The sequence below is a fragment of the Clostridium sp. BL-8 genome (assembly GCF_002006495.1).
Lineage (GTDB): Bacteria > Bacillota > Clostridia > Clostridiales > Clostridiaceae > Clostridium.
This window is the reverse complement of the sequence record NZ_LZZL01000120.1, coordinates 1-12,633: the sequence shown is the minus strand read 5'-3', so window position 1 is coordinate 12,633 and position 12,633 is coordinate 1. Positions and strand designations below refer to the sequence as shown.

The following is a 12,633-nucleotide window of genomic DNA, read 5'->3' as shown; positions in this document are numbered from 1 at the left end:
GATCTACTGGTGATACTGGCGCTACTGGAGTTACAGGTTCTACTGGATCTACCGGCGACACTGGCGCTACTGGAGCCACAGGTTCTACTGGTTCTACTGGCGCAACCGGGGCTACTGGAGTTACTGGTGTTACTGGACCTACTGGTGCGCCGCAACTAGCCTTCACAGATGCTGGTGGTACACTTGCTGCTTCTATTACTCTTGGCACTGAAACTTCAGTAGTAAGTACAAATGTAAGTACGACATCTGGTCAAAATGTTAAAGTTGATTTTTCAGTTGGAGTTCAGGTAATTACTGCGGCAAATTCTACTATAGTTTTCCAATTAAGACTATACAGTAATGGTACTTTGGTTGCCATGAGAGAAGTTGATCGAGTAATTACAAGTGCTGGAACTCAGCGTTTCCCTGTCAGCAACACTTATGTTGACACGGCAACAACAACTGGGACAACGACCTATGACGTAAGACTTGTTTTTCTAACAGCAACTAACGTCACTTCTGCTAGCGCAATTAATAGATATTTAAACTGCATAGCTTTCTAATAATTTTTTAATCTCTATAGGGATGCTCTTCTTGAGCATCCTTTCTTCTTTTTGTTTTATTAATAAAACGGGATCTTTTTTCATCTTATATCAAAATACAGTATTTTACATATATTAAAACAAGATAGTTCTTCATAATTTCTTTGTAATTAACTACTACTGCTTACCAAAAATAAAATTAGACCCTTTATTAGCCGTTCAATCTGTATCAAAATATTTTTCCTACCATATTATATAGTGTAAAACTTTAAAGAAGGTGGTTATTTGATAACTATTAGTCTTTGTATGATAGTTAAAAATGAAGAAGATGTAATTGCAAACTGCTTAGAATCAGTAAAAGATATAATTGATGAAATGATAATTGTTGATACTGGCTCTGATGATAAAACAAAAAAAATTGTTAAAAAATATACAGATAAAATTTATGATTTTAAATGGATTGATGATTTTTCTGCCGCAAGAAATTTTGCTTTTAGTAAAGCTACTAAAGATTATATTTTGTGGTTAGACGCTGATGATGTTGTATTGCCTGAAGATGGCGAAAAATTCAAAGCCTTAAAAGAAACTTTAGATCCTGCTGTTGATTCTGTAACTGCTAAGTATAATACAGCTTTTGATGAATATGGAAATGTTACTGCAAGTTACAGACGTAATCGCCTAGTTAAGAGGAGTAATAATTTTCAATGGTTTGGCTTTGTCCATGAATATCTAGCAGTTGGAGGAAATATAATTAACAGCGAAATTGCAATAACTCACAGGAAGTTAAAGCAAACTCCAAAGCGAAATCTCGAAATTTATCAGAATAAATTAAAAGAAGGAGTTGTATTTACACCAAGAGATATTCTCTACTACGGTAATGAATTATATGACCATAGAATGTTTGATGAGGCATTGCAATACTATAATAAATTCTTGGATTCAAAGCAAGGCTGGTTTGAAGATAATATCAGAGTCTGTGAAAAGATATGTGACTATTATCAATCAATAGATAAGGTAGAAGATGGGAGAAGATATGCATTTAGGAGCTTCGAATATGACACTCCTAGAGCTGAAGCTTGCTGTAAAATAGGCTTTTCTTTTTTACATGAAAAGAAATATAAGCAGTCAGCTTTTTGGTACGAGCAAGCTACCAAACTAGAAAAGCCAAAAGACAGCTGGGGATTTTTTAATGATGCATGTTGGACATGGTTACCTCATTTACAATTATGTGTTTGCTATGATAGACTGGGAGATCATAAGTTAGCGTATGAGCATAATGAAATTGCTGCTAAATTTAGGCCTAATGATTCGCGTATACTATATAATAGAAACTATTTTAAAACCATAGGAATTGGTTAATAAATTAAATGAACAGAATATCTTTAAGTTATTCTGCTCATTTATTTGTATTCAATATTAAAATTTATAAATTTTAATATCTTTTCTATGCCCTCTGTAAACTTCACATTACAATACCATCCTGTATTTTGTTTCAATTTATCTACAAGTGGTTCAAACCCTGTTGCTGTTTCACTGTTATACGGTATTGCTCCAAATTGCAATTCACTCTCCGATTTGCAGGTATTTTTCATATCTATTATAAATTCTTTAAGCTTTCTGCTTTCTCCACTTGCAATGTTATATATTCCATCAACGCAGGAAGTATTTGCAAGCAGATACATTGCTCTTGCTAAATCTTCTACATAAATGAAATCCCACATTTGTTCACATTTAGTTAATTGTACATTTTCATTTTTTATCATCTTATGCAATACTGACATAACAAGTGTTTCCTTATAATCATAAATCCCATATACACTAAATATTCTTGCCCATATAAATTTAATATTATTTTTCGCTGCAATTTTTCTAAGAGTCTTATACGCTTTTAATTTGGATTTCCCATATTCATCTGTTGGCTTTGAACTGTGAGTTTCGCTAATTTTCCCTATGCATTTACCATATTCAGCCTGGGAGCCTGCTCCTATAAATGTATTACATTCTAATAATTTAGCTGCTCTCATTGCACTTATTGAAAAGTAATAGTTTTCTTCTTGAATAGCGGCATCATTTCGATATGGTAATCTCGTACCATTCCAAGCTAGATGATAAAATATATCTACTTTTTCAATTTTAATTTTCTCTGTAATCCTATCTATTTCTTTCATATCCATTTCAATAATCGTTAATAAATTACTTTTAGGTAATCTATTTAAGTTTTTTGAATTAGGTCTGGCTACAGCTATAACCTTGCAATCATTTTTAAGATATTCTTTAATTATATGCATTCCTATAAAGCTAGTAGCACCAGTTATTACTACATTTTTCAAAACTTATCATCATCCTTTGGATTGCTAAATCATAAATCTAGTAGAACTAGCAAATTACTAGCTCTACTAAGGCATAATCAAGCAAATAACAAGTCCATTTGCCAGCCTATTTTCATATGCCTAATTTAAATATCACAAATTTTTATCAGCCTGTTAAACTTTTCTCTATCCAAGGCAGGATCTTGATCATATATAGGTTTATTTACAGCTAGTTTTGGATATAAATAAGTAGCATCAGTTAAACAAATCTCTATAAAACAAGGATTTTCGTCTGCTAATACATTTACACACTTTGAAATTTCTTCTATTGAATTTATTTTCATATAGGGCAAGTCATATGCTTTGGCTATTTTTTGAAAATCAGGTGCTATATATCCGCTCTCCTTTTTTGTTTGTACAAAATTAGAATCCAGGTACATTTCTTGAAAGTGGCGAATCATTCCTAACGATTTATTATTAAGCAATATTACTTTAACAGGGATATTTTCTCTTGCTATAAATTGAAGTTCCTGAATATTCATCTGCAATCCGCCATCTCCATTGAAAGAAATAACATTTTTCTTGCTTCCATAATATGCACCAATCGCGCATGGAAGTGAATACCCCATTGCACCATGCCCTCCAGAAAATAGCATTCTTTGATTGTTCTTAATTACAAAAGACTGAGCTATCCATACCTGATTTTGACCTACATCAGTTGTTATAATAGAATCATCTGGAACAATACTCGAAAACTCTTTTACAATATTGTTTTCATATTGTGAATCAATATCTTTAAGTTCCTGCTTTATTTTAGTGCATGCATCTATCCATTTTTTATAATTGGCCTTTAATTTAAATTCATTTGCATTTAACATTGGAATCATTTTCTCTAAGTCTGCTAAAATTGATATTTCATCAGCTTTTATTCTATTTGTGAGTTCAAAATTATCTATATCCACTCTTAAAAGTTTCGCTTTCTCTGCAAAAATTTTAAGATTATTTCCTGTTTGTCTGCAATCAAGCCTAGAGCCTAAGCTTATAATTAAATCACTATTTGATATTATAAAATTTGCATATCTATGCCCATAAGCACCTATAAATCCATAATTATTTTTAGTGTTACTAGGTAGTACATCTCTTCCAATCATACTCGTGACAACAGGAATTCCTGCTAGGTTTACAAATCTTCTAAATTTTTTAACAACATTTGCGATATTGATACCATTTCCAGCTAAAATGACTGGCTTTTTAGCGCTTTTAAGCATTTTGAGCATAGTACTTTTCATATCATTATAGTCAAAATCATCTATTTTACTTTTATTTTCTTCATAACATCTTAAGTCTTCTAAAATAACATCAGCTCTTTGAATATTCATTGGAATATCAATTAAGACTGGTCCTTTTCTACCATTGCTGCTTAGATAAAATGCTTTTTCAAGTTCATACTTAATATCTCTTTCATTTTCAATCTTTACTGCATATTTTGTAATAGATTTTACAATGCTTACAATATCAGTTTCCTGAAATCCTTTTTGCCTTATTGGCAGATTTCCTTTTGCTTCATAAGTATTAACCTGACCTGTAATAAAAACACATGGTATCGAATCAAAATAAGCATTTGCAATACCGGTAACTAAATTTGTAGCACCAGGTCCGCTAGTAGCATATGCAATTCCAGGTTTATTTGAAACTTGTGCATATCCACAAGCAGAAAAAGCTGCCCCTTGCTCATGATAATTTAAATGAATTAAAATATGTTCTTTATATTTATCAAAAGAATCCATAAGATGTGTTACCATTCCACCTGGATATCCAAATACATCACTAATTCCTCTCTCTATAAGAAAAGATACAATATAATCACTTACCTTCACATTATAGTTCCCTTCATAATTGTTTATTCACTCCATCTTTAATTGTATCTGCCATATAATTTATCATATCATTAGTCATTTCTGGATACACTCCTACCCAAAAACTATCTCTCATAATTTTGTCTGTATTCTCAAGACTCCCAACTATGCGATATCCATTACCATCTGCTCTCATTTCATCAAAACATGGATGTTTTATTAAATTCCCTGCAAACAGCATTCTGGTTTGAACACCTTTACTTTCAACATATTGGACTAGTTTATTTCTATCCACTCCTTTTTTGCATGTAATAAGAAAACCAAACCAGCTTGGATTAGAATTCTGACAAGGGATAGGCAGAAGAAGCTTATCTTTTAATTCTACTAATTTTTCTTTTAATTCTTTAAAGTTTTTACGCCTTTTTTTAATGAATGCTGGTAATTTTTTAAGCTGAGCACATCCAATAGCGGCCTGCATATCAGTCGCCTTTAAATTATAACCAAAATGTGAATATACATATTTATGATCATAACCTAATGGTAATTCACCATATTGTTTATCAAAACGGTGCTTGCAATAGTTGTCCATTCCTGGCGGACAGATACAATCTCTTCCCCAGTCTCTAAGTGAACGAATTATTTTATTAAGTAGTGGATCATTTGTATATACTGCTCCTCCTTCACCCATAGTCATGTGATGCGGAGGATAAAAGCTTGAAGTACCAATATCTCCTATAGTACCAGTAAACTTTTCTTCTCCATTTATTGTATATTCTGCACCTAAAGCATCACAATTATCTTCAATGAGCCATAGATTATTTTTGTTGCAAAAATCTTTAACTGAACTTAAATCAAATGGATTTCCTAAGGTATGAGCTGCCATAACTGCCTTTGTTTTATCTGAAAGAGCCTTTTTAAGCCTTGTCACATCAATGTTATACTGTGGAATTGTGACATCTACAAAAACTGGTATTGCACCAAATTGAATTATAGGTGCTACTGTAGTCGGAAATCCTGCAGCAACAGTAATTATTTCATCTCCCTTTTTAACAGCTCTATTGCCTAAAATCGGTGAAGTAAGTGCCATAAAAGCAATTAAATTAGCGCTTGAACCTGAATTAACTAAACTGCAATATTTTATGTTTAATAACTTAGCAAATTCAGCTTCAAACTTCATGGTATATCTTCCTGCTGTAAGCCAAAATTCAAGTGAACTGTCCACAAGATTTACCATTTCTTCACTATTATAAACTCTAGCTGCATAAGGAATTCTTCCCCCCCTTTTATAATTAGTTTTTTTATGGTATTTATCATAGTATTCACTGACAAGTCTTAAAATCTCCGCTTTGTCTTTTTCCCTAACTAGCTCATCTGCCATATCTTATTCTCCCTTATAGAAAAATTCTACAATCTGTCTATTCATACATTCATTTATGTCATCCTTTTTTAAATAGCATTTTGCCAACTCGACGGTTTTTTCTATTGCAGTTTCTACATTCCATGTTGGCTTCCAGCCAAATACAGTTTTTATCTTGGAACAATCTAATTTTAAAAAGCTTGCTTCATGAGGCCCTTCAATAAATTTATCTTGCCAACTCATACCTTCTCCCCACTTTTTGCAGAATAATTTTACTAAATCTATAGTCTTTATACAATCATCCTCATTAGGACCAACATTATAATATCCTGAATATTTCATATCTTCATATTGCTTTTGTGCTATCAAAATATATGCTCCTATTGCTTCTAAAACATGCTGATATGGCCTGATTGAATACGGATTTCTTATACTAATAGGTTGTTTTCTTTCAGCAGCTCTAATACAGTCCGGAATTATTCTATCACTTGCGAAATCCCCCCCTCCTATCACATTTCCAGCCCTTGCTGTAGAAACAGCAGTTTTTCCTTCTGCAAAGAAAGAATTTTTATAACTATGGGTAACAAGTTCGGAGCATGACTTACTATTAGAATAAGGATCAAAGCCATCTAATTGCTCATTTTCACGATATCCCCATTCCCATTCATTGTTTTTATACACTTTGTCTGTTGTAACATTTAAAAATGATTTTACACATTCATTTTTTCTGATACATTCAAGTATGTTTACTGTCCCAATTACATTAGTCTCATAAGTTAAAACCGGATCTTTGTAACTATCACGCACAATAGGCTGCGCTGCAAGATGAAATACTATTTCCGGCTTATATTTACCGAACACCTCCATGAGTCTTTTTAAATCTCTAATGTCTCCAATTATGGAATTTAACCTCTTTCCAATTCCAGATAAATCAAACAAACTTGGTTTCGTAGGTGGATTTAAAGAATACCCTGTAACTTCCGCACCAGCTTGTACAAGTATTTTGCAAAGCCAGGCTCCTTTAAATCCAGTGTGACCTGTTACTAAAACTTTCTTCCCTTTATAAAACTCGAGCGTTGTCACCATTTTTTCCATGGGGCTTCACCACTTTCCCATAAAGCTTCAAGCTGCTGCTTATCCCTCTGTGTATCCATGCACTTCCAAAAGCCTTTATGTCTGTATGCCATAAGTTGTCCAAGCTTAGCAATTGTTTCTAGAGGCTCTTTTTCAAATACTGTAGCATCACCTTCAATATAATTGAAAATTTTAGTACTTAGTACCATAAAACCGCCATTAATCATGCTTCCACAATTATCATTCTTTTCACTAAAAGAATTGATCACATTATCTTTATTTATATCAAGAACTCCAAATCTCTGTTCAATATTTATTGCTGTCATACTTGCCATCTTTCCATGACTTTTGTGAAATTTAATTAACTCAGAAATATCAACATCACTGACTCCATCTCCATATGTAAGCATAAATGTGGAATCACTGATATATTTTTGTATTCTTTTAACGCGCCCTCCTGTCATAGTATTAAGTCCTGTATCTACCAATGTAACTTTCCAAGGCTCTGAAAAATTACTGTGTACAGTCATCTTATTATTTTTACCAAAATTGAAGGTAACATCGCTTCCATATAAATAGTAATTTGAAAAATACTCCTTAATCACGTGTGATTTATATCCACAGCAAATTATAAAATCATTGTATCCATAATGAGAGTATATTTTCATAATATGCCATAAAATAGGCATGCCTCCTATTTCAATCATAGGCTTTGGCCTCAAGTGACTTTCTTCTGAAATCCTTGTTCCAAATCCGCCTGCTAATATAACGACTTTCATCTATTACTCCTTTTTTAATTGCTTTCTTTAAAAATTTCAGCTATTTATTTGCATAATTTCAAGTCTTAATATTTTATATAATATAAGCACAAGGAATATAATACACACTCAAAAAATAACAAATCCATCTACCAGTACATTTCTTCACTTCATAGGCATAAATCATTTTTTATATACTTATATGCAGCAGAAGAAAGGTTATGCGAAATAATGGTGAATAACTCCTTCGTCAAAATTAAATAATGTACTTTTTGTATTCAACTACAATGAATCATCATAATATATACTGAATAATTCTTTAGAATTTAATTACCTTCCTGCGCTTGACAGAAATACAATCAAAAATCCAAAACATTATTAAACAGAGGTGTAATAAATGACCATTGAAAAAAAATTAAATAATATTTCCTGTAAAAACTATTGCGATATTCATAATATGAAATATTCCATTATAAAGAACGAGCATCTTCAAAAACTATATATACCAAATTATAGAGATACCAAAGATTTTATTAGTAATATAGATGTACCGTACCCTGAAATCCTTATTTCTGAATTAAGTGATGTTAATATAATTGGTGCTAATTATATTATTTTTGATAAAGATAATTATTGCATTTATGATATTGCACTTAAAGATGATGAGAAAAAATTTGATTTAAAAATTAACAATACAGTATATGTAGATAAGGATATTACATGTATTAGCTATGATGATCCTGCTTTGAGTATTGAAGAAGGTATAATGCTTACATCGGGATGTGCTTTTAACTTCTCTCATTTTCACACAGAAGTGCTTTCTAAATTATGTCTTATTAATGAATTTAAAGAGTATGCTGATATTCCACTATTAATTGATGAAATCTGCTTTGGTATACCTCATTACCTAGAAGAATTACAGCTGTTAAATAAAAATAATCACAAAATAATCTACCTAAGAAAAGGAAGCTGTTATAATGTAAAAAAGCTTATATATCTTTCAGATTTAGTAATGTATCCAATTGAAATAAAAAGAGGTTATCCACTCCATTACAAAGATTCTGTTTTAAATGATTTATGTATTAAACCGCTAAATAAAACTTTAGCAATTGAAAATAACAACATATTTAAGAAAATTTATATCTCTAGAAGAAATTCAGGCAATCCTAGATTAGAAAATCAAGATATTATTGAGCAGATTTTCACTGAGCATGGTTATGAAATCATCTATCCTGAATTTATGTCTTTTGCAGATAAATTGAAGATATTTTCAGAAGCTGAATTCATAGCTGGTCCATATGGTGCTGGCTTTACAAATATTATATTTGCAAATAAAAATGCAAAAATCATATGTATACAGCCTAAGGCCATAGAATCACCTTGGATTTCTAATATATCAGGCATATTAGGACAAGAATCTTATTTTTTAGATGCAGAATTATCTAAAATAACCCCTTATAGATATTGGCAGAATGCATTTAAACCTAATGCAGAACTTGTAAGAAACTTTTTAACACAATTTAAATAAGTATATATCTCTTAAGTGCAGTCCCTCCTACTTTATATTAACCTGCACACTTCTATTAAATTCGTAACACTATAAATTCTATTATTAAATTTTATGTAACATTAATATTGTTCAATTCATAAAATGTATTAATTTTATATGATTTCTAATTGAAATAATTCTATTATAAATGAAACAAATAATTCTAAAAATTCATTTAATATTTTAAAGTTAATATTCACATATATAATAAAAATTTAATCTTAAGATATTATTGACAGATTGAAAGGTGGCTTATAATTAATGTCTGTCCAAAAAGTTTTAACAAATATTACTTGTAAAGAATATTGTACTTCTCATAATTATAAATATTCTGTTATAAAAGAAGCACATCCTCAGAAAATATACTTGCCAAATTATAGTGATAATACCGAAGCGATTGCTTCTATAGATAGTAAATTTCCTGAAATTTATACAGCTGAATTATCTAATGTAAATTTAATTGGTGCTAACCCTATAATTTTTGATGATAAAAATTTTTGTATCTATGATTTAGCATTTAAGAATAATGAAAATAAATTTGATTTTAGAGGCAATAACATTTTTGACATGAGAAATCGTCAAGCTTTTATTGGTTATACTGAATCATCTAAAATTATTAAGGAAGGAATAATGCTTACTTCCAGTGCCTCTTCTAATTACTCTCACTTTCAAATTGAAGTAGCTTCTAAATTATTACTTGTAAATGAAATTTCCGAATATAACGACATTCCAATATTAGTTGATGCGATTTGTCTTACTATACCTCAGTTAAAAGAAGAATTGGAAATGTTAAATAAGCAAGGAAGAGAGATTATCCCTTTAATTAGCGGTTATAATTATAAAGTGAATAAACTAATATACATTTCAGATTTAGCGATCTATCCATTGAATCTAAAACCAGGCTTTTTAGTAAAATATGAAGATATTATCATTGATGATTTGGCTATTAAACCTCTAAATAAAAATTTATCAATACAAAACAATAATCTTCATAGAAAATTATATATTTCAAGAAGAAAATCTCCCATACCAAGGTTAGAAAATCAAATTGAAGTAGAAAATATTTTTAAATCCTTTGGTTTCGAAATTATATTTCCTCAAGATATGTCTTTTCATGATCAATTGCAGACTTTTTCTGAAGCAGAATTCATAGCTGGTGCATCTGGTGCTGGACTTACAAATGTAATATTTGCAAATAAAAATGCAAATATAATATTTATACAGCCAAAGAACATTCAATCACCATGGTACTCAACTATAGCTGGTATATCTGAATTAAAATACTATTTTCTAGATGGAGGTCTTTCCGGACACTCCAATATGCCATATTATCAAGGTACTTTTATATTAAATGAAGAATATTTGAGAAATTTTCTAAACACTATCTTAAAAACTAACTAGATAAACTCTTTATTATATTAATATAATAAAAGTAGTTTCAAGTAACTAAGCTGTTACGGGAAGGTGTAGTATCAAATGTTGATAAATATAAATGAAAATAAAATTGCATTTATTACTTGCGTAGATGATGAAGCTTTATATGAAAGAAGTCTATCGTTTATTAATAAACTTCAAGTACCTAGTGGTATTGAAATTGAAATAATAGCTATAAGAGACGCCAAAAGTATAGCTTCTGCATATAATGAAGCAATTCAAAAAAGTGACTCTAAATATAAAGTTTATCTTCATCAAGATGTTTATATACAAAATAACAATTTTATAAATGAAATATTAAATATATTTAAAGAAGATCCAAATATAGGGCTTATTGGTATGGTTGGAGCAAAAATCATTCCAGTATCAGGAATATGGTGGGAGGATTCCAAAAAAGTAGGGAAAGTCTACGACAGTCATAGTGGAACCATGGACTTATTAATTTTTAATGAAATTAATGATTTATATTCCGAAGTAAAAGGAATAGATGGATTTATGATGATAACACAATATGATCTTCCCTGGATGGAAGATATTTTTGATGGATGGCATTTTTATGATGCCTCACAGAGCATTGAATTTATAAAAAAGGGCTTTAAGGTAGTAGTTCCTAATCAAAAATTTCCGTGGTGCATTCATGATTGCGGAATTGTAAATACAACAAACGGCTTTGAAAAATATCGCAATAAGTTCCTGGATACTTACTCTAAAGACATATTTCCTTTAGTCAGCATATTAATTCCTGCTTACAATCAAACTAAATATCTAAAGTCTGCACTTGACTCCGCACTAAACCAAACATACCGAAATACTGAAATTATTATATGTGATGATAGTACTACTAATGATGTACAAGCTTTGATTGAACAATATATGGCAAAAAACAATAAAATTAAATATTTTAACAATGGCGGTCCACTTGGTCATAGAGGTAAGCTTAATGTTAATAAGTGTTTTAAAGAGTCATCAGGTGAATATATAAACTATTTATTACACGATGATCTTTGGGACTTTAATAAAATAGCTAAAATGATTGATTATTTTCTTTATGATGATACCCTTTCTCTAGTAACAAGTTATAGAAAAATGATTGACGAAAATGGTAATTATTATAACGATAATTTTAGAACTGTCTGTCAATATTCTTATGATACTCTCTTAACCGGAGAAGAAGCTGGAAAAAAACTTCTTTTGTCAATGATTAACTATATTGGTGAACTTACTACTGCTGTGTTTAAAAGAAAAGCCTTGGAATTTGACTGCGAAAACTATAATTTAATCGACTATGATAAATACCAAATATACTGTTTAGGTGATATATCCTTGTGGCTTAAGTTATTGCAAAAAGGAAATATGATGTATATTTCTGAACCTTTAAGTTATTTTAGGATTCACAATTCTCAGAGCATTCAAGATACCACTTTAGCTTTCTGGGCTTCACTTGATTTTTTTAAGCTGATTATTTCTTCATATGAAGATGGATTTTTTCTTAAAGATAAAAGAGAGCTTCTACAAAGTCTTTTAGCATGGTATAAAGAATATAATGGAGACCTCATTAGATTTATTGAACAATATAATAATGAAGCAGAAAATAATGAAGAAGTAATGAAACTTAAAGGTGAATATATACGTTGTTACACTAAATTTATAAATATATTATTAGAGTAATTGCATCATTTACTAAACTTAAGCTTATATCAATCGAAGTTTAATATAAGATACTATCAAATAAATAACAAGTCCACTTGCAAGGCTATTTTGGACTCGTTATTTAT

Annotated in this window: 10 protein-coding genes; 5 read left to right on the top strand and 5 right to left on the bottom strand. The window is 30.4% G+C overall.

Translation table 11 applies throughout. From position 1 onward, the window contains the following. Together CLOBL_RS24795 and CLOBL_RS24790 are read left to right on the top strand one after the other, a co-directional pair. Positions 1-542 (top strand): collagen-like protein (locus CLOBL_RS24795; RefSeq protein ID WP_143323948.1); only part of this gene is annotated, 542 nt, incomplete at its 5' end. A gap of 264 nt (positions 543-806) precedes the next feature. Continuing rightward, on the top strand, positions 807-1,880 hold the full coding sequence (locus CLOBL_RS24790; RefSeq protein WP_077861450.1) for a glycosyltransferase family 2 protein: 1,074 nt from the start codon (positions 807-809) through the stop codon (positions 1,878-1,880). Between the two features lie 41 nt (positions 1,881-1,921). Here the strand turns inward: CLOBL_RS24790 and CLOBL_RS24785 are convergent, their stop codons facing one another. From CLOBL_RS24785 to rfbF, 5 genes are all read right to left on the bottom strand, one after another. Continuing rightward, entirely contained in the window at positions 1,922-2,851 is a 930-nt protein-coding gene (locus CLOBL_RS24785; protein WP_077861449.1) for an NAD-dependent epimerase/dehydratase family protein, read from the bottom strand. A gap of 125 nt (positions 2,852-2,976) precedes the next feature. Continuing rightward, complete coding sequence (locus CLOBL_RS24780) at positions 2,977-4,707, bottom strand: thiamine pyrophosphate-binding protein (RefSeq protein ID WP_077861448.1); 1,731 nt, start codon at positions 4,705-4,707, stop codon at positions 2,977-2,979. A 13-nt stretch (positions 4,708-4,720) separates the two neighbouring features. Next, the gene (rfbH, locus tag CLOBL_RS24775; RefSeq protein WP_077861447.1) at positions 4,721-6,064 is read right to left on the bottom strand and encodes a lipopolysaccharide biosynthesis protein RfbH; all 1,344 of its coding nucleotides are present in this window, start codon (positions 6,062-6,064) and stop codon (positions 4,721-4,723) included. A gap of 3 nt (positions 6,065-6,067) precedes the next feature. Beyond that, positions 6,068-7,138, bottom strand: coding sequence for a CDP-glucose 4,6-dehydratase (rfbG, locus tag CLOBL_RS24770; protein ID WP_077861446.1), 1,071 nt, complete (start codon positions 7,136-7,138; stop codon positions 6,068-6,070). Continuing rightward, positions 7,123-7,896 carry a glucose-1-phosphate cytidylyltransferase gene (gene rfbF, locus CLOBL_RS24765; protein ID WP_077861445.1) on the bottom strand — a complete coding sequence of 258 codons (774 nt, stop codon included), beginning with the start codon at positions 7,894-7,896 and terminating at the stop codon, positions 7,123-7,125. Before rfbF ends, rfbG begins: the two co-directional genes overlap by 16 nt. A gap of 376 nt (positions 7,897-8,272) precedes the next feature. Here rfbF and CLOBL_RS24760 point away from each other — a divergent pair, with 376 nt between their 5' ends. The 3 genes from CLOBL_RS24760 (at position 8,273) to CLOBL_RS24750 (ending at position 12,526) form a co-directional block, all read left to right on the top strand. Next, complete coding sequence (locus CLOBL_RS24760) at positions 8,273-9,403, top strand: glycosyltransferase family 61 protein (protein ID WP_077861444.1); 1,131 nt, start codon at positions 8,273-8,275, stop codon at positions 9,401-9,403. Positions 9,404-9,685: 282 nt separating this feature from the next. After that, complete coding sequence (locus CLOBL_RS24755; RefSeq protein ID WP_077861443.1) at positions 9,686-10,825, top strand: glycosyltransferase family 61 protein; 1,140 nt, start codon at positions 9,686-9,688, stop codon at positions 10,823-10,825. A gap of 75 nt (positions 10,826-10,900) precedes the next feature. After that, entirely contained in the window at positions 10,901-12,526 is a 1,626-nt protein-coding gene (locus CLOBL_RS24750) for a glycosyltransferase (RefSeq protein WP_077861442.1), read from the top strand. The last annotated feature ends 107 nt before the right edge of the window (positions 12,527-12,633 follow it).

Coding starts and splice junctions, on each gene's coding strand:
- CLOBL_RS24755 (WP_077861443.1), top strand. CDS start 9,686: ATGTCTGTCCAAAAAGTTTTAACAAATATTACTTGTAAAGAATATTGT.
- CLOBL_RS24760 (WP_077861444.1), top strand. CDS start 8,273: ATGACCATTGAAAAAAAATTAAATAATATTTCCTGTAAAAACTATTGC.
- CLOBL_RS24750 (WP_077861442.1), top strand. CDS start 10,901: ATGTTGATAAATATAAATGAAAATAAAATTGCATTTATTACTTGCGTA.
- rfbF (WP_077861445.1), bottom strand. CDS start 7,896: ATGAAAGTCGTTATATTAGCAGGCGGATTTGGAACAAGGATTTCAGAA.
- rfbH (WP_077861447.1), bottom strand. CDS start 6,064: ATGGCAGATGAGCTAGTTAGGGAAAAAGACAAAGCGGAGATTTTAAGA.
- rfbG (WP_077861446.1), bottom strand. CDS start 7,138: ATGGAAAAAATGGTGACAACGCTCGAGTTTTATAAAGGGAAGAAAGTT.